Source organism: Enterococcus salsurae (assembly GCF_054784955.1).
In genome coordinates, this window is sequence record NZ_BAAHWY010000001.1 from 809341 (window position 1) to 828862 (window position 19522).

General features: G+C 45.6%; 17 protein-coding genes. All 17 read right to left on the bottom strand.

Annotation, left to right across the window (positions count from 1 at the left end):
- Positions 1–40 precede the first annotated feature (40 nt).
- The 17 genes from gor to ACYVRS_RS04060 all read right to left on the bottom strand — a co-directional run bounded on the left by gor (position 41) and on the right by ACYVRS_RS04060 (position 19460).
- Complete coding sequence (gene gor / locus ACYVRS_RS03980) at positions 41–1384, bottom strand: glutathione-disulfide reductase (protein WP_461199052.1); 1344 nt, start codon at positions 1382–1384, stop codon at positions 41–43.
- A 142-nt stretch (positions 1385–1526) separates the two neighbouring features.
- Positions 1527–2768: a peptidase U32 family protein gene (locus ACYVRS_RS03985; protein WP_313540846.1), complete on the bottom strand. Its 1242-nt coding sequence runs from the start codon at positions 2766–2768 to the stop codon at positions 1527–1529.
- A gap of 13 nt (positions 2769–2781) precedes the next feature.
- On the bottom strand, positions 2782–3702 hold the full coding sequence (locus ACYVRS_RS03990) for a peptidase U32 family protein (protein WP_313540848.1): 921 nt from the start codon (positions 3700–3702) through the stop codon (positions 2782–2784).
- A gap of 376 nt (positions 3703–4078) precedes the next feature.
- Entirely contained in the window at positions 4079–6559 is a 2481-nt protein-coding gene (locus tag ACYVRS_RS03995) for an ATP-dependent Clp protease ATP-binding subunit (protein WP_313538846.1), read from the bottom strand.
- Positions 6560–6564: 5 nt separating this feature from the next.
- The gene (locus tag ACYVRS_RS04000; RefSeq protein ID WP_054114856.1) at positions 6565–7032 is read right to left on the bottom strand and encodes a CtsR family transcriptional regulator; all 468 of its coding nucleotides are present in this window, start codon (positions 7030–7032) and stop codon (positions 6565–6567) included.
- A gap of 227 nt (positions 7033–7259) precedes the next feature.
- Positions 7260–9242 (bottom strand): Stk1 family PASTA domain-containing Ser/Thr kinase, encoded by a 1983-nt coding sequence (gene pknB / locus ACYVRS_RS04005; protein WP_313538848.1) that lies wholly within the window; start codon positions 9240–9242, stop codon positions 7260–7262.
- Complete coding sequence (locus ACYVRS_RS04010; RefSeq protein ID WP_312542847.1) at positions 9239–9979, bottom strand: Stp1/IreP family PP2C-type Ser/Thr phosphatase; 741 nt, start codon at positions 9977–9979, stop codon at positions 9239–9241. The genes pknB and ACYVRS_RS04010 overlap by 4 nt, the downstream gene beginning before the upstream one ends.
- Before the next feature lie 14 nt (positions 9980–9993).
- On the bottom strand, positions 9994–11352 hold the full coding sequence (rsmB, locus tag ACYVRS_RS04015) for a 16S rRNA (cytosine(967)-C(5))-methyltransferase RsmB (RefSeq protein WP_313538849.1): 1359 nt from the start codon (positions 11350–11352) through the stop codon (positions 9994–9996).
- The gene (fmt, locus tag ACYVRS_RS04020) at positions 11342–12295 is read right to left on the bottom strand and encodes a methionyl-tRNA formyltransferase (protein WP_461202626.1); all 954 of its coding nucleotides are present in this window, start codon (positions 12293–12295) and stop codon (positions 11342–11344) included. The genes rsmB and fmt overlap by 11 nt, the downstream gene beginning before the upstream one ends.
- Positions 12288–12779, bottom strand: a complete 492-nt coding sequence (gene def / locus ACYVRS_RS04025; RefSeq protein WP_054114851.1) for a peptide deformylase — start codon at positions 12777–12779, stop codon at positions 12288–12290. Before def ends, fmt begins: the two co-directional genes overlap by 8 nt.
- Before the next feature lie 10 nt (positions 12780–12789).
- The gene (gene priA, locus ACYVRS_RS04030) at positions 12790–15192 is read right to left on the bottom strand and encodes a primosomal protein N' (RefSeq protein WP_054114850.1); all 2403 of its coding nucleotides are present in this window, start codon (positions 15190–15192) and stop codon (positions 12790–12792) included.
- 125 nt (positions 15193–15317) lie between these two features.
- A complete protein-coding gene (gene rpoZ / locus ACYVRS_RS04035; RefSeq protein ID WP_054114849.1) occupies positions 15318–15623 on the bottom strand; it encodes a DNA-directed RNA polymerase subunit omega in 306 nt (101 codons plus the stop codon).
- Positions 15624–15628: 5 nt separating this feature from the next.
- A complete protein-coding gene (gene gmk, locus ACYVRS_RS04040; RefSeq protein ID WP_461199044.1) occupies positions 15629–16243 on the bottom strand; it encodes a guanylate kinase in 615 nt (204 codons plus the stop codon).
- A gap of 126 nt (positions 16244–16369) precedes the next feature.
- Complete coding sequence (locus tag ACYVRS_RS04045; protein WP_054114847.1) at positions 16370–16651, bottom strand: hypothetical protein; 282 nt, start codon at positions 16649–16651, stop codon at positions 16370–16372.
- 12 nt (positions 16652–16663) lie between these two features.
- Complete coding sequence (locus ACYVRS_RS04050) at positions 16664–17548, bottom strand: YicC/YloC family endoribonuclease (protein ID WP_461199043.1); 885 nt, start codon at positions 17546–17548, stop codon at positions 16664–16666.
- A gap of 45 nt (positions 17549–17593) precedes the next feature.
- Positions 17594–17809, bottom strand: coding sequence for a YdbC family protein (locus ACYVRS_RS04055; protein WP_054114845.1), 216 nt, complete (start codon positions 17807–17809; stop codon positions 17594–17596).
- Entirely contained in the window at positions 17790–19460 is a 1671-nt protein-coding gene (locus tag ACYVRS_RS04060) for a patatin-like phospholipase family protein (RefSeq protein ID WP_461199041.1), read from the bottom strand. Before ACYVRS_RS04060 ends, ACYVRS_RS04055 begins: the two co-directional genes overlap by 20 nt.
- Positions 19461–19522 lie beyond the last annotated feature (62 nt).

Consider the following 19522-nt stretch of genomic DNA (forward strand, 5'->3'; position numbering starts at 1 on the left):
TCAAAAAAAAGTTGTTGAGGAAGCCCCTCAACAACTTTTTTTAACGCATCGTCACAAATTCTTCTGAACCCGTTGGATGGATCGCCACTGTCTGATCAAAATCAGCTTTTGTTGCCCCCATTTTGATTGCGACTGCGAAGCCTTGCAACATTTCATCCACACCTACACCAATAGCATGCAGGCCAATGATTTTTTCTTCTTTGCCAAGACATACTAATTTCATTTCACATTTTTGCCGATAGTCATTCAAAGCAAAATACATCGGGGTAAAGCGTGAACGGTAAACCTTGATTGCTTCTCCATATTGTGTGCGGGCCGCTTCTTCGGTTAGACCAATCGTAGCAATTGGCGGATGCGTAAAGACAACCGTCGGTACGAGATCATAGTCCAAATAAGATTCGGACTGTCCGTTAAACAACCGTTCAGATAAACGGCGGCCAGCGGCGATGGCTACTGGTGTCAAATCTAATTTGCCGATCACATCGCCGACTGCATAGATGTGGTCAACGGTAGTCGTTTGATATTTATCAACCACAACAAATCCTTTTTCATCTAATGTGACATCCGTGTTTTCAATATTCAACTGATCTGTATTCGGGATACGGCCCCCTGCAAACAGGACACAATCTCCAGTCAAAGTAGCGCCATTTTCAAAGGTGACCGTATAGGTTTCATCCTCTTTAGTAATCGCCCTCGCAGTATAACCAGCATATGTTTCGATACCCGCTTCTTGGTACATCTCTACTAAGTTATCTGCCAGCATCTGATCAAAAGTCCGCAATGGCCGTTCTTTGCGATAAGCCCAAGCCACCTGACTGCCTAGTTGCTGACTGACACCACTGATTTCTGCAGCGATATAGCCAGCGCCTAAGACGATCATCCGTTTAGGTGCATGTTTGAGGGCAAAGAATCCATTGGAATCAATCGCATATTCGCCACCAGGTATACGCATTTTACTTGGTTTGCCACCTGTAGCGATCAGGATATGTTTGCCTTTATAGGCTGTGCCATCGACGGTCACTGTATGGTTATCCACAAACTGTGCATAACCTCGAATCACATCGATATGATTGCTATCTAAGCCTTTTTGATAGGCTGAATGCAAGAACTCAATATATTTTTCACGTTTATCCACAAGATCCGCGAAATCAAATTTATCCACATGTGGATAAATTCCGTAACTAGGTGCATCCCGCTTGATCATCTCCAACATTTCACTGGCTTGCCACATCACTTTTTTGGGCACACAACCGACATTGACACAGGTACCGCCTAATTCATTTCCTTCAATCAATAATACTTTGGCACCATGCATGCCCGCACGATTAGCAGAAGCAATCCCGCCACTACCGCCGCCTATCACTATGTAATCATAAATTTCCAAATTTTATTTCCTCCCTTTGTTATGTTCTTAGCGTAACTATGTGCCACTAGGTTCCTTTAGTGCTGTTCCTCTTCCATTCTGTCATGTGGAGCATGACAACCTAGAGGATGGATAGCAAAAAGGCCGAGAATAACTCTCGACCTTATTTTTTCTTCCGAATCATATCTCCAACGGCTACTGGTTCTTTGACCGGCATCGTTAAAAGCATCATTGGATTTGGTGCGCGATCGATGGCTTCACCATCTTCATTATACATGACTTCCACAGTTTGGTGAAAGTGATGGAATCCGGGACCATAAAATTCGATCTCATCGCCGACTGAAAAGTGATTTCTTTGGCGAATCGTGGCGGTTTGGGTGATTGGGTCATACGCCATGACTTCCCCGATGAATTTGTATTGCGGGATTTTGCGCCGGGCTCCGAATAGTTGTTCATTTTCACTTGGTGTATCGTAATAAAAACCTGAGGCCAATTCTCGTTGCGCCACTTTCCATAACTCATCGATCCATTCTTGTTTGCAGACATAATTGTCAGGATCGGCCATATAACTGTCAACGGCTGCTTTATAGACATTGGCTACAGTGGACACGTAGTGGATCGATTTCATGCGCCCTTCGATTTTAAAGCTATCAACACCGTTTTGGATCAAATCAGGAATATGTTCGATCATCGACATATCTACTGCACTCATGGAGTATTCTTCTTCAATTGCGCCGTTTTTGGTCAAACTGTTCCGTTCTCCTGCAAAAGGCATATCGAACAAGTCATACTTCCAGCGGCAAGATTGCGAACACCCGCCGCGGTTGGCATCTCGCATCGACATATGGTTCGATAACGTACAACGACCTGAATAAGAAATGCACATCGCGCCATGGATGAAGGCTTCAATCTCAACACTTGTATGTTTGCGGATCTCAGCCACTTCTGCCATCGAAACTTCCCGTGCCAAAACCACACGTTCCAAGCCTTCTTCCCGCCAAAACTCTAGTGTTTCGTAATTGGTGGCACTAGCTTGTGTCGATAAATGGATCGGCAAACCTGGGGCCTCCGCAGCACAAATACTGATCAATGCTGGGTCAGATACAATCACAGCTGAAATGCCGACATCCCGTAACTCTCGGAAGAATTCTCCCGCGCCTTCTTGGTTGCCCTCATGGGTGACCATATTCGCTGCCACATAGACTTTGGCATCATGGGCTTTGGCAAAAGCAACGCCTTCCGCCATCTCTTTATATGTAAAATTGCCGGCACGGCTGCGTAATCCATAGGCATTACCGCCGATATAGACAGCGTCTGCGCCATAATGGATCGCTGTTTTTAATTTTTCTAACGTCCCAGCAGGTGCCAACACTTCTGGTCGTTTCAATGCTTGTTTGACTGTCATTTCCGATTGCTCCTTACTTGATATCATCACGATCAAAAGAATAAAATCCAGTATCCAGTCCCCGATTTTGCGGGTGAAGTGCTTGGATTTGTGTGCTCAGATGCATGGCATCAGCTGTTGTGAATTGATCGGTTTCAATTGCCGCTTTGGCTTGTGCAAACAAGGCCGCAATGTCGACAAAAGCAGTTCCTCGTGTATATAGTCCATCCAATTTCCACGTATGATAGCCATGTTCTGTCAATTCCAGCAGTTGTTCCATCAAGTTAAGATCGTTATTGGCAAAAATATGGGTACCATGACTGTCTTCATAAATTGAATAATGGGTTTCTTCTTTTTTAGGTTCCGATAGAAACAATCCGCGTTTATGATTTTTTTCTTCTGTTTGTTGCGTATAGTGATAATAATTTTGCAGTAACGGCCGTTTCGATTGGTGGATACAAGTTGCACCATAGACCAATACTTCTACTGGAATATCGACTTGCGGCGCAAGGTCTTTCATTTCATCGAAAGGAACTTCCCGCGCTAAGACTGCACCAATTGCACCTTTTTGGCCCCAAAAATTGATTTGGCGTGCACTGGTAACTAAGGTTTCAGCTGCATATATAAATGGCAGCGCACATTCAGGATTTTGCTGCATGCGGTAAATAATGCCTGGATCACCGATGGCAATTTGATCTGCTGCCTGTGCCCGTAAAAAACGTAAATATTCGGGGATCAAAGTCATTTTTTCGGGATGCATGATCCCGTTGACAGCAATTGTTACTTTCTTGCCTGCTTGGTGGGCCATTTGGATCAATGTGGATTGTTCTTCACGAGAAAAGGATGCCGGCAACCGCAGTCCGAATGTTTCTTCTCCAAAAAATAAAGTATCGATATAGGGCATGATCGCCGTCGCTTGTTCGATCGATTCGACCGTTGCAATAATCTCGACCATAGTGCGCCTCCTTTTTTTAACTCATTCATAGTATCACATAGACAGCAAGTTTCCAATAGCATCCGCTATTCTTTCTTTCACGAAAAATGATGTCGATCAGTTTTCATTGTTGATATAGAAAGCTTTTACATGGAAAATGTTTGTGAATATACACGCATAACTGACGAGATTTCCTTGATACGAATGATACATGAATGCAATCCTTGCGCCTATGAGCCAACAAAAAAGGCTTAAGAAAAAAAACTGAATCAATAGATGCAGCTGTCTGGCGGTAACAAAAGAAGCCCTTTCAATAGATAGATCAACGGGCCTTTTCGTTTCTCATACATGTGCAAACAAAAAAAGAAGACAACAGGATACCTGCTGCCTTCCGTGATTAGACTTGTTGCAATACTTTGGCTTGGCCTTCTTTGACATTTAAGGTGATCGTTCCCTTAGAGGCACCGATCGTGACTTTGTCACCTAAATGGATTTGTCCAGATAGCAAGGCTTCACTCAACCGATCTTCAACCTCTTTTTGCAGTGCACGTCGGATAGGACGGGCACCATATTCAGGATCGAAACCAGCCTTGCCGATCACATCGATGGCAGATGGCGTGATTTTCAATTGAATGTCTTGTGTCGCCAATCGCTTGATAATCGACTTGCTCATAATTTTGACGATTTCGTGGATCTCGCCTTCACCCAATGATTGGAAGACGACTGTTTCATCGACACGGTTCAAGAATTCTGGGCGGAAGGCTTTCTTCAACTCTTCAAGGATCCGTTTTTGCATTGCTTGATGGTCTTTGGTCAGATCCGTCACATTGAAGCCAACACTTTTTTCTTCTCGGATTGCTTGTGCCCCGATATTTGATGTCATAATCAAAATCGTATTGCGGAAATCGACTTTTCGGCCTTTGGCATCCGTCAGATGGCCATCATCTAAGACTTGCAATAGAATATTGAAAACATCTGGATGGGCTTTTTCGACTTCATCCAGCAAAATGACTGAATAAGGCTTAGAGCGGATTTTTTCGGTCAGCTGCCCACCTTCGTCATAGCCGACATAGCCTGGCGGTGACCCAATCAATCGACTGGTACTATATTTTTCCATGAACTCAGACATATCGACACGGACTAAGGCATCTTCGCTGCCAAACATGGCTTCCGCTAGGGCTTTCGCCAATTCAGTCTTACCCACGCCGGTTGGGCCTAAGAACATAAAGGAACCAATCGGACGGTTAGGATCTTTCAACCCGCTTCTGGCGCGTCGAATCGAACGGGCAACGGCTTTGACCGCCTCTTCCTGACCAACAAGGCGTTGGTGCAAGATTTTCTCAAGATCTAATAAGCGTTCGCTTTCTTTTTTCTCCATTTGCTGCAAGGGTACACCTGTCCATTGAGACACGACAGTTGCAACATCTTCAGAAGTCACACTATCTGCATAGCCCGATGCTTCTTTGACTTCCATGAAAGCTACTTCCGTTAATTGCTGGGTCAATTTCTTTTCTTTGATCCGCAAACGGGCTGCGGCTTCGAAATCTTGCTGGCGAATCGCAGCTTCTTTTTCTTCGATCAAATTGGCGATATCATTTTGCAATTCAGCCAACTCTGAACTCTCATCCGTGCGATCCAAGCGGACCTTGGCTGCCGATTCGTCCATCAAGTCGATGGCTTTATCAGGCAATTGACGGGAATTGATGTAGCGAACAGACAATTGAACGGCTGCATGCAATGCTTCATCAGAAATTTCTACGCCATGATGTTCTTCATAACGTGGACGTAAGCCACGTAAAATTTCTTCGGCTTCTTCGGGTGTTGGTTCATCCACTTGAACTCGAGCAAAACGTCGTTCAAGTGCGGAATCTTTTTCGATATATTTTTGGTATTCATCTAGTGTAGTTGCCCCGATGGTTTGCAGTTCCCCACGGGCCAATGCTGGTTTCAAGATATTTGAGGCATCGATCGCGCCTTCTGCACCACCAGCACCAATCAAGGTGTGCAATTCATCGATGAAGAGAATGATTTGCCCATCTTGATAGATTTCATCGATGATTTTTTTCATCCGATCTTCAAATTCGCCACGGTATTTCGTGCCTGCTACCAATGCCCCCATATCTAGCATCATCAAGCGTTTGTTCTGCATATCTTCTGGAACTTCGCCATTGATGATCTTTTGGGCTAGCCCTTCAGCAATCGCGGTCTTACCTACACCAGGTTCACCAACCAATACTGGATTGTTTTTGGTCCGGCGACTCAGAATTTGGATCAGCCGTTTGACTTCTTTGGCACGGCCGACAACAGGGTCTAAGCGTTTGTCACTGGCCAATTTGGTCAAATCTCTCGCCAATGAATCAAGGGTTGGCGTGCCTTGTGGCTGCGCCTTTCCTTGGGCTGGACGACGACGACCGGCTGCACCATTTTTGGTTTCACTAAAGCCCATTTTTTTCTTCAATAATTGCCGCATTTTGGCTAAGCTTAAGCCCAAATTCAGCATGATCCGAGACGCCAGAATGTCTTCATCTCGTAATAGTCCCAGCAATAAATGTTCTGTACCAATTTGCGGAGCCCCTAATCGCTTGGCTTCATCTCCAGCAAAGGCGAAGGTATGTTTCGCCCGTGGCGAGTAAGCCAAATAGGCGTTCTCTGGATAATGGCGTACAGTGCCATATCCGGTCAAATGTTCGATTTCTTCACGTATATCATTTTCAGTGATATTCATTTCTCGTAGTGTTTTGCCAGCAATGCCATTTTGTTCAATGACTAAGGCAAGCAAGATGTGTTCTGAACCAACGGCTTGGTGCTTAAAGTATTTCGCTTCTTCTTGCGCAATCGCCAAAACGGCTTTCGCGCGTTGGGTGAATAGTTCATCCATCTCTTTCACTTCCTGTCTTCATAACTTAATCGTTCTAGTATTGCATGGAGCAAATCTGCGCGTGTTCTATTTTCATAAGGAGAACGTCCTAGAACTGCTTTCGCGATGACGGTCAATAATAAATTGCCTTCTCGCTTGGACAGGATTCCTTCCTCATACAGCTTTTGAATAATCGCATAGGCATCTTTTTCCGAAATCGTTTCATCAAATAATTGATTGATTTCTTTTAAATAGTGATGGCTATCTGTGATTTTGACTTTTTCGATCCGAATGTATCCGCCCCCGCCTCGCTTGCTTTCAACGGTATAGCCCCGCTGTACGGTAAAACGGGTATTGATGACATAGTTTATTTGTGAAGGCACACAATTGAAAAGGTTGGCCATTTCGGCACGGCGAATTTCAATGATTTCGCTATCTTCAAGGATTTTTTTCAAATAGGCTTCAATCAAATCGGAAGTGTTATGATGACTCAATTCATTTCCCTCCCTTGACTAATTCTGACCTTCATTATACCCAAATTTTACGTCGTTGCAAAGACGTACGCTTAACAGGGGGCGTTTACTAAAGGAATTTTTAAAATCACATACGGAATTGGGCTGATTCTTTGCTTGACTAGTACAAAAAACGCCAAGTCGACAGCAGGGAGCATTTCCCGATGCTGGCGATTGACGTTTCTAAAAAAATACGATGCTGCTATGGATTAATCATCATCCGATGTAGTAGAACTCGTTGGTGTTTCGGTTGTGGAGTCTGAACTTGTCGTTGAACTGCTGCTTGATTCTTCTGGTTCTGGTCCTTTTGATACAGTGACGGTCACCTTTGAGCCGACAGCAACTGATGTCCCCGCACCTGGTGAAACGCTTGTCACTTGACCGGCTGGGGTATCACTGTAATCAGACGCTTCTTCGATATCATAGAGTAATCCTGCTTCATTTAGGTCTGCTTCAGCATCCGCTTGTGATTTGCCGACGATCCGCGGCACATTGACCATTTCTTGTCCGCTGCTGATCGTCAAAGTGATCGTCGTTCTAGAAGCAAACACTTCACCGCCTGATTCAGGTGCCTGGGCAATCACAGTGCCTGATGGCTGATCACTGGTGGCGTAGACGATCGAAATCTGACTTGAGGCAACACCTTTAGAGGTTAGATCTGCTTTTGCAGCTGCTTCAGTCCTCCCATAATAGTTGTCCATTTCGAAAGAAGCCGGGCCACTGCTGACAACGAAGCTGACTGTATCTTCTTTCGGCGATACTTCTTCGTCTTCTGCTGGAGATTGGCTGATGATATCTCCTTCGGCAACATCTTCATCTGACTTGGTTTCTGAATTGATCTGATCTTCAGAGAAGCCCAGCTTGATCAATTCTTCTTTGACATCTTCAAAGGTTTGGCCAGTATAGTCTTTGAAAGCAATCTTCTCCGTGCCGCTGCTGATATACAGGGTCACGGTCGCATTTCTTTTGACCTCGTTGCCGGCTGGGGGATCGGTTTTGACCACTTGGCCTGCCTCGATCTCATCGTCAGCGATTTCTTCCACTTCCTCAGCAACTTGTAAGCCCTCATCCGTCAGGGTCGTTCGCGCAGTGGCCTCAGTATCGCCACTGACATCTGGGATCGCGACATCTCCTCGACCACCGCCAAATAAGAAATAACCGCCGATCCCAAGTATTGCTGCAAACACTAAAATCGGAAAAATCAACCACCATTTCTTTTTCTTCTTAGGTTTGTCCTTGGTTTCTTCCTCAGGTACCTCAACTGGTTCTGTTTCCGCAGGTGCCACGATGGCTGCTTCCTCTATCGGTGTGATCACCCGTGTTTCATCCATCAAAGCATGGGGCGTCCATTTAGGCTCGTTCAAACGGTCTGGTGACAAAACAGTAGCCAAATCTTCTCGCATTTCGTCTGCCGTTTTGTAGCGATCGGCTTGTTCTTTGGCAGTGGCTTTCAATACGATGTTTTCAATCGATTGTGGGACATTTTTATCATAGATGCGAATCGATGGGATATCATCTTGGAAATGCTTCAATGCAATGGTGACGGCTGACTCACCGTCGAACGGTACTTTGCCCGTCAACATTTCATATAGAATGATCCCGATGGCGTAGATATCCGATTGATTGGTCGCCATGCTGCCCCGGGCTTGCTCTGGTGACAAGTAGTGGACTGAACCTAACATCGAATTGGTTTGCGTGATCGATGTCTCCGATAATGCGATCGCAATCCCAAAATCGGTGATCTTCACGACACCTTCTTCATTGATCAAAATATTTTGCGGTTTCAAATCTCTGTGAATGATTCGGTGCTGATGGGCTAAGGCTACTGCCGACAATACTTGTTGCACGATATCCACCACTTGTAAGTAAGGAACTGGATAATGCGTTTGGATGTATCGTTTCAGATCCATGCCTTTGACGTATTCCATGACCAAAAATTGCATCCCATCTTCTTCACCTACATCATAGACCGTCACGATATTGGGATGAACCAATTCAGTAGCTGCCAATGCTTCACGCTGAAAACGACGGATCGCACTTTGATCATTTTGGAAATCAAAGCGCAAGACTTTGATAGCAACTTCACGGTCTAGAATCAGATCGTGGGCCAAAAAGACGTTGGCCATGCCGCCACTGCCGATATTGCCGATGATTTTGTAACGGCCGTTGATTTTCTTGCCAATTTCTATCATAGGCCTTCTCCTCCGACTTTGATCAGCAGTACAGTGATATTGTCTACGCCGCCTCTAGCGTTGGCTTGGTCGATCAATTGTTGGACAATGGTTTCTAACGCTGGCGTTCCTTCGATCGTCGCAGCGATTTCTTGATCAGACACCATATTGGTCAATCCATCTGAACAAACCAATAAATAGTCTTGTGCACCAAAGTAATGGATCGCTACATCCACTTCTACTTCACTGGGCATCCCCACAGAGCGGGTCAACACATTTTTCCTTGGATGATTCAAGGCCATTTCAGCAGTGATTTGTCCCGATTTGACCAATTCATTGACCAATGAATGATCTTCCGTGATTTGTGTCAATGTATGATTACGCAACAAATACGCACGGCTGTCGCCTACATTGGCAATCGTAAATTGATCGCCAAAAAGCGCCACGGCAATGATCGTTGTACCCATACCATTGAGTTCTTCTTGCGTTTGGCCTTTTTGGTAAATGGCTTGGCTTTCTTGCTGAATCTTTTGGATCAGCCATTGGGCCGTTTTTTCACTATCGGTCAGTGTCGTTTGTTCCCAAGCGGTGCCGATCTCACTAACTGCTTGTCGACTGGCTACATCGCCGGCACGATGGCCGCCCATGCCATCTGCAAGCAGTGCCAATGTGATATTTGCTTTATTGACATAGGTTGCTGCAAAGTCTTGGTTCGTATTACGCCGTTTGCCGACATCTGATTGAAAACGTATCTCCAATTTCTTTCACCTCATTACTTTTTGCGCAGACAACTGATAAAAAAGCCATCTGTCATAAAATCTTGCGGATAAATCGTTAATAAACCGTCTTTGATCGATGATGCCACCACAGGATCAACTGCGATATCATACAACTCAAATTCTGGGTGATCAGCCAAAAAGGCGGCCACAACTTGTTGATTTTCTTCTGCAAGAATCGTACATGTGCTGTACACCATTATACCCGATTTCTTCAGTGTTGGGGCAACACTTTCCAAAATTGCCCGTTGAATGACTGGCAACCGCGCGAAATCAGCGGCTGTTTTGTTGTACTTGATGTCTGGCTTGCGGCGCATCAGGCCTAAACCGGAGCAAGGCGCATCGACCAAGATTCGATCAAAAGATTCTGCAGGAAATGTATCCGCGACCTTACGCGCATCTAAGACCATCGCTTCAACGACAGAGGATACGTCCAAGCGGGTCGCATTTTCCTGGATCAATTTCACTTTATGCTCATGAATATCCAATGCCGTCACTTTACCGCCGGCTTCTGCGGATAAGAAAGAAGCAATGTGGGTGGTCTTGCCCCCAGGTGCCGCACAAGCGTCCAACACCTTATGATCGGGTGCAATCTGCAATGCCGGTGCCACCAGCATAGAACTTTCGTCTTGAATCGTCAGCATACCCGATCGGTACAAGGAGGAACCAGCCAAAAAGCCTTTATCGGCGATAATGCCATAAGGCGAGATTTCACTAGGTCTGGCATCGATACCTTCTTCTTGTAATTGTGCGATCGCCGCCTCTTGAGAGATACGCGCTAAGTCAATCCGACCGCTGGCGTGATTCGGGTCGAATAATGAATACCCTAGCTCTCGTGTTTCTTCCATACCGATTTGATCCACCAATTGTTCTGTCAGCCACTTGGGCATACTGATCTCCGTGGCCAAGCGTTTGAGCGGTTTTTTGAGCACTTTAACGGCTGGTACACCTTTTCTTTGGACATTGCGCAAGACGCCATTCACGAACTTCCCTGTACCTGGATTGCCTTTGGCTTTCGCGATATCTACTGCTTCATGAATGATCGCATGGTCCGGTACTTTATCTAGATACAATAATTGATATAGCGACAAACGCAACAAAGATTTGACCCATGTTTCAACTTTTTTGGCATCCTTGATAAAATGTTCTAAATAAAAATCAAGCAGGATTTGTCGGCTGACTGTACCATAGACCAATTCTGTCAATAAGCGGCCATCTTTGCTGTTTAGGCGCCCATGGCTGATCAACTCTCGCAATAAGAGATTGGAATAAGCCCCGCCTTTTTCGATCCTAAGCAGTGCATCCAGCGCTACATATCGAACGGTATATTGAATATCTCCTACATCACGCTTCATATGCACCGACCTTTTGTCCAACCTGAACCTGTTGTCCACTACCATTTAAAAAAGCGGCAATGTCTTGTTGGCCTTTGCCTGCCGGCTGCAATGAATCGATTGCTAAAACGGTTCCTGATCCGCAGGCGATCAATAATTCTTTTTTGCTGCGTTCAATGATCGTACCCGGCGCAGCAGTTGTCGTTTGCGCTACTGATGACACTGACCAAATTTTCCAACGTTGGTCTTGATACATTGTGAATGCGATAGGCCATGGCCGCATGCCTCTAACTTGTGCATCAATTTGCTGGGCTGTTTTGCCCCAATCGATTGCTTCTTGTTCTCGGCTGATATTTGGCGAGTAGGTCACCAAATCTTCATCTTGAGGCACAGGTGTCAATTCCCCCGATAAAATTTTTGGCAAAGTTTGCAGCAATAGCGTTTTACCTAGTGCGCTTAATTTGTCAAACATCGTACCTACATCATCTTGAGGGGTGATTGGTAACCGTTCTTGGGCAAAAATGCCGCCAGCATCCATCTTTTTGATCATTTCCATGATGGTGACGCCAGTTTCTTGATCACCTGCCATGATGGCATAATGCACGGGCGCACCGCCGCGATATTTCGGCAACAATGATGCATGGACATTCAGCGCACCATGTGTAGGAACTGCCAACAAGCTGCTAGGCAGAAATTGGCCAAAAGCTGCCGTGATCAATAAATCAGGCGCCAGCGTCTTGATTTGTTCCATTTCTGGAGAACCGCTGATTTTTTCTGGTTGTAAAACAAGTAACCCGTGTTTCAAAGCAGCTTCTTTGACTGGTGTCGGTGTGATGATTCTTTTACGGCCGACGGGTCGGTCTGGTTGTGTCACAACTGCAGCGATTTCGTAGCCTTCTTCTAGCAAGCCTTCAAGGATCGGCACTGAAAAAGCCGGTGTCCCCATAAAGACGATTTTAGTCATGGTCATGTTCCTCCATATATTTTTCTAGGTCTTCTTCTGGAATACGTTCGATCAGTTTATCGGTAAATAAGACACCGTTCAAATGATCGATTTCATGCTGCATGGCACGCGCCAAATAGCCAAAAGCCTCCACTTCCATTTCTTCTCCTTCACGGTCATAGTACCGGACAGTGATCTCATCCGCCCGTTTGACCGTACCGAATGTATGGGGAATGCTTAAGCAGCCTTCAACATCTAGCGTTTCGCCTTTGGCTTCGATGATTTCAGGATTGATCAGTTCAAACCGATCGTCTTCGTCTACTTCAACGATAGCCACTTGCAGATTTTTGCCAACTTGTGGTGCAGCGATGCCAATGCCGTCATGGGCGACCATCGTCTCATAAAGATCATCTAACAACTGGACCAGCTCATCTGTGATCACGGATACAGGTTTGGCTTTACGACGAAGACGTTCGTCGGGATTTAATATAATTGGATAACGCATAATTTCTCCTCTAAATAAAATTCAACGGCTCTTGGTCAATCGACACATATAGGCCTTTGCGCTGATCGATTTGACTTTGATCCAACAGACGGGTCAACATTGCTGGTAATTGCGGTTCTTGTTTATATTTGATGATCAGTTGATAATAATAACGGTTTTTGATCCGCAAAATCGCACTAGGTGCCGGACCCAACAAGACACTTTGCGGAGAAAGCTCTTGTTTGAGGTCGCGGGCGATAGCAAACATTTTCTGGGCCGCCACCTGTTCTTCAGGATGGCTGCACGTAATTTTAACGGTATAAAAGTAAGGCGGATAGCCGCTTTGATGGCGGACCCACATTTCTTTTTGATAAAAGTCTTCATAATCCTGCGTTTGTGCCAATTGGATCGCATAGTGTTCTGGGTTGAAAGTCTGGATCACTACTTCACCGGTTTTTTCAGCTCGTCCTGCCCGACCGCTAACCTGCGTCAGCAATTGAAATGTTCGCTCGCTGGAGCGAAAATCTGGCAAGTTCAATGCTGTGTCAGCATTGAGGACGCCTACCAAAGTAATATCGGGAAAATCCAAACCTTTGGCAATCATTTGGGTACCCAGTAAAATATCCGCTTTCTTTTCGCCAAAGGCCGTTAAAATCTTCTCATGTGCGCCTTTCTTACGCGTGGTATCGACATCCATCCGCAGCACGCGCGCCTCTGGGAATAATTCATGCAGTTCTTCTTCCACTTTTTGGGTACCCGTTCCATAATAACGGATCTTGTCGGCTTGACAGTTGGGGCAACGATGCGGAATGTGTTCTTCATGGCCGCAGTAGTGGCAGCGCATCGTTTTTGTATCCATATGCAAGGTCAAAGAAATATCGCAATTGGGACAGGGTAAAACATAGCCGCAGTCGCGACACATCACGAAGGAAGAATAGCCTCTGCGGTTCAACAACAAGACGATTTGTTCTTTACGCGCCAAACGATCAACGATTTTTTCCTGGAGTAGTTTTGAAAAGGTTTGGTATTGTTTTTGCGCAAACTCAGTCCGCATATCTACGACATCGATTGTCGGCAGTTGGGCATTGGCTTTTGCTCGTTGGTTCAAGCGCAATAGCTGATAGACATTTTTTTGTGCCCGGGCCCGCGATTCCAGTGAAGGCGTTGCACTGCCTAGCACAACAGGGCAATGGTGATAAGAGCCACGCCAAATGGCTAAATCTCGTGCATGGTAACGGGGGGCTTCTTCTTGTTTGTATGTCGCTTCATGTTCTTCATCAACGATGATCACCCCAATATTTTTCAACGGAGCAAAAATAGCTGATCGGGCACCAACCACGACTTGCGCTTCACCTCGTTCGATCTTGCGCCACTCATCATACTTTTCGCCTTGCGACAAGCCACTGTGCAAGACCGCGACGGCATTGCCTAGACGGCTCTTGAAGCGTTCCACCATCTGAGGTGTCAATGCAATTTCGGGTACGAGCATGATCGCTGTTTTGCCTTGTTCCAGCAACTGCGCAATCGTTTGGAGATAGACTTCAGTTTTACCGCTGCCAGTGATGCCCTCCAGTAAAAAGGTTTGGGCTTGCTTGTTTTGCACGGCTGCTGTGATAGCCGTCACTGCTTTTATTTGATCGGTATTTAATTCAAGTGGGCTGGTTTTTTGAAAGTCATGGTCCTTGAAAGGATCTCGGTAGGCTTCCACTTCTTTGAAGGTCAACCACCCTTCTGCTTCCCCTTGATTCAAGACAGCAGAAGAAATGCCATTTTCGGTAAAAAAGGAAACCGGCAGATAGGCTTCCTGTGACAAAATGTGTAAGAGCGCTGCTTTTCGGGTCGACCCTTTACGCAACTGATCCACGATATCAGGAATCACTGCCGGATCGATTTGTCGTTGCACGTAGCGGATCATTTTGGCTTTGTTCTTATTTTTGACTAAGTACTGTACTTCTACTACGGCAGCTGATCGTAATGGTTTTAAACGCGGCAGCAAACCAGCTGCTTCAGCATCTTGCCAGCTTAGTACCCCGTTTTCTGGAAAATAACTGCGAATCTGGTGGCTATCATCTAACAAAACGATTTGTTTTTGGTATTCGGCCTTCATCACACTCGGCAACATCGTTTGCAAGCAAGTGATTTTGAAGGCGAATGTGGTTTGCTTCATATAATCGGCGAGTTGGAGCAGCTCATCATTGACTACTGGTGAAAGATCCAACAACCGCGTGATTGGTTTCAATGGCTGGTCAATCTTTGCTATCTGTGACAATCCAACGACGAAGCCTTGGATGTGGCGATCGCCTTGGCCAAAGGGGACTTCCACACGCATCCCAGTTTCGATGACAGCTTGTAATTCAGTTGGTACTTCATATGTAAACGGCTGGTCGGTCTGCATCGTGGGGACATCCACGATGACTTCTGCTATGTGCGTCATCTCTGCTCCTCCTTTAGGCTCTATTTTACTAAATAGCTGTCTGTTTGTCTGTATCCCTTACAAAAATTTAACGATCGGCAAACCAAATAAAAAGCCGGAACACAGGCGTGCTCCAGCTGTTTTGTTTAAAGCTTTTGTTCGTCACGAATGCGCGCTTCTAGTTCTTTTTGTTCTTGGTCTTTTAGCGCTTTACGTTCTTCTTGCTCCATCTTCAAACGGGCACGTTTGATTTCTGGATGCGGATCGTTTACGACCATTTCTGCCTCGATTTCTTCTAATGCTTGGCCAACACTTTTGACTGAGTCAAAAGATTCCAATGTTGCTTGGGCACCGGCATCTAGCTCATGGGCACGTTTGCTGGCTAGGATCACCAATGAATATTTTGAATTGACACGATCCAATAATGAATCGATTGAAGGTTTTAACATCATTTTTCTTACAGCTCCTCTAACATTTTGATATAGGTTCCGATCACTCGGTCGACGCGAAAATGTTCACTAGAAATGATCTCGCGGATCCGATCGACTGCCTTGGGGACTTCATCATTCACAACAGCATAATCATATAATGCCATCATTTCGATTTCTTCGCGGGCCACCCGCATGCGTTCATCGATCACTTCGGCAGAGTCGGTCCCTCTTCCTGTAATACGAGAGCGTAATTCGGCCAGATCAGGCGGCGTCAAGAAAATAAAGACTCCGTCGGGTACGTTGTCTTTGACTTGTTTAGCCCCTTGTACTTCTATCTCCAAGAAAACATCTTTTCCTTGGTCTAAGGTCTGTCTGACATAAGACAATGGTGTGCCATAATAATTGCCGACATATTCGGCATACTCCAACATTTCGCCAGCCTCGATCAAGGCTTCAAACTCCTTGCGACTGCGGAAATAATAATCTACACCTTCGACTTCTCCTGGGCGTTGTTGGCGTGTTGTCATTGACACCGAATATTGAAAATCGTTGTCATCACGTTCAAAAATCGCCTTTCTAACGGTGCCTTTGCCTACTCCAGAAGGCCCTGATAAAACTATAAGTAATCCTCGCTCTGACATAATGACGTCCTTTCACTGACATTTGCTTAACGTCTATTTTGCACTTTTTTTCAGCAACTTTCAAGAACTACTTTATTATAATGGGAATTTTATGAAATAGCTAGTCCCTCGTCTGCGAGATTCTCATTAAAAGCCCATATTGCTCAAGGTATTGATGACACCTGCCAATTCATCCTTTGCGGTGATGGCTTTTTCAGTTGGATCTGATACTTCTTGGCAATCAATACGCACGATATAGCGTCGGTTCAACGAAACGGCATCTCCATTGACTAGAATATGCAAAAAATCGGGTTCGATGGCTGCACAAGCATCTTGCCATGCATCGAAATTTGTTTTGTCCGAAGGGACACTCCGTTTGATGATACTTTTGCCGCTTAATTCATGAAAAGTGATATCGTAATATGTCATTGTTGCTTCCTCCTACTCAATATTTTGGATTTGTTCGCGGATTTTTTCTAGGATCGTCTTCATTTGAACGACGTGATTTTTGATGGTGATCGCGCCTGATTTCGATCCGATCGTATTGACTTCGCGATTCATTTCCTGGATCAAAAAATCCAACTCCCGACCAACCGGTGTTTCAGTGGCCAATAAACTGGTCATTGTTGTCAAGTGGATGCCTAGACGATCGATTTCTTCGTGGATGTCGCCACGCTCCAATAGCAAGGCTAGCTCTGTCAGCAAGCGATCTTGATCGACAGTTTCCCCAAGATAAGCGGTCAATTTTTTCTCAAAACGGGCTTGGTAATCTGCCTCATAGACAGCGACAAATTGCGACAACTCCGCCAGTTTGTCTTGCAGTTGCTGCTGATTCTCTTGCAACACTTGCAAAATGCCAGCACCCTCTGCTTGGCGACTGCGCTCGATAGCGGCTAACGCGTCCGTCAACGCAGCCAAGACCCCTGATGTGAGCTGATTTTCCTCTGGTTCATTGTCTGATACAGACAAAAAAGCGTCATTGGTCAAAAAGCGCTCCAATAATTGTTCCCTGGGCAAATCAGTGAGGCCGAAACGTTGCTTTGCTTCTGTTTCTACTTCTTCCATAAATGCCGACAATAGATCCCATTGAATATTGATTTGTTTCTGCTGCGCTGCGGTCTCTTTTATCGTGACATATAGTTCGATGCGCCCGCGTTGCAGGGTCTGCTTGATTTGTTGTCTGATCGTGCTCTCGATGGTATTCAATTGCTTAGGCATGCGTAATTGTAAATCAAAAAAGCGCTGATTGACACTTTTGATCTCTACTTCGATTTGGCCAGCTGGTGTATCCGCACTGCCCTTGCCAAAACCTGTCATACTTTTCATCTGTTGACGTCCTTTCTTGGTCGTACCTGACTTGGCGGTTGGCGACTACATTGACGCCAATGCCTTTTTCAACCCTTCAAATTCCTCATTGGACAATGTGATGCCTTTGCCCATTTTTTCATGATCAGGTGCCCAATCTCGCAAGTCAAACTTCGGCGGCCGTCCGCTCCAACTGACCAAGTTCAATTCTTTGCGCCATCCTTTCGGGTTTTCTGACAAAACGGCAATCTCTTCAACGATTTCATAAGAAAATTTCTCCATCTCTATCTCCTTTCAAAAGATAATAACTATAAGCAGCAAGCGTCGCAAGCAGAGGATATCGCCGGCGGATTTGCTGCAATGCAGGTGTGGATAAGGCTTGTGTTCGATAAAAGAACAAAAAACGATTTTGCTCCGATAAAAGGTAAAAACGGTCTTTATAAAAGGTCAGCCACTCACTGATGGACCACGCTTCGCTACCGCCATTGGCTTCTTGCGCAATTTTTTTGGCAATGCCTTGGGTCATCGTTGCTGGTTCATAAATGACTGTTGGCGGCAAATGTAATGTCTTGGCGCTGCACTCCAACAAGATCCGTCCCCACTCGGCCACTGGGATATCCCCTTGATAAAATTTACGCAGTTTTTTTAAGAAATCAGTTTTTTTGATTTCTTCGTATAGATACGCGTGCTCTTGCTTCAACCAACGCAAACACTGTCGCCATGGACGCTGGAACTGGGCATCTTTCTCAAAAGTATACCAATAGCCTTGGTACTTGCCAAAGGTTTTCAACGTTTCCAAATAGCCCAAGGTCATATTGTCTAAAGACCTTTGGGCATCAAAGATCAAGAAGCTGCCCATCGTCCACGGGGAACCGAGAGAAATTTGCGCGATATTTTCCGGCACATTGATTTTTTTATTGACGCCGGGTCCTTGGACATCCACGGTGATACATTCTGTTGCGCCTTGTGCAATGGCTACATCGATCGGCAGATTATTGCGGTAGCCGCCATCGATATAATAAGTACCATTGATTTGCTGGGCTTGCATCGCCGGGTAAAAAGATGCTGAAGCCAACAGCCATTGCAGGTTCTCTGCCGTATCTGCAGGATCAAAGGTATAAATCGTTTCTTTGAAATCAGGCAGTCGCGTGGTACAAATCAGCAGTTGTCTAGTCGTTTGCGCAAATTTTTCTGCGTCAAATACTGAAGCCAATAAAGCGGCTAATGGTTCCGTGCGCGCACCATTGGTTTTCAATGCGGTCACCACTAAGGAATGCGTCTGGTCCATCATTTCTCGCAACGTCTGCGCTTTGGCTTCTGCCAACGGATATTGCAAAACTTTGGCATTAGAAATATTGGCCCACAAGTCCACCGCTGCTTCCACATCATTCATCAAAATCAATGCGCCATTCAACGCCCCCACTGAGGTACCCGTGATCCACTTGAAATTGATGCCGCGCTCTTGCAGCGCTTGCCAGACCCCTATTTGATATGCGCCATGAGCCCCGCCGCCACCTAAAACCAAGGCTGTATTATAAACCAATGTTTTTTGAAAGCCGGCTGCCACCTTTTGATAGCCTTGCTGGGTGAAAAACTCCGAAAATAGCGGATGGTCAGGCAATCGCCAACAGACACTTGCGGCAAATCGACTGCGGGCAAAACTTTCGACAACCCCCGTGTATTTTTGCCATGAAAACTGCGTATCGGCTTCATGCAACAAATCATAAATGATCATTTGATTTTCTTCAAGACGGCAACTGAGGTACAAGCGGCCTTGACGTGTGTTGATCTGCCAGCCTTGTTCCTCTATGTGCTGGCCAAAATACGCCCTGCCTGCAGAATGACTGTCAAAGAATGAAAAGGTCAGCTGGCTTTCTTGAAACGCCCTTCGTTGCAACACGAAATCGACGGTCGTTACTTTTTTGGCTTTCATCAGAAATCTCCTTAAAGAACAAAAGAATAGCCGAATGACACGGCTGTTGACCTACCACTCGC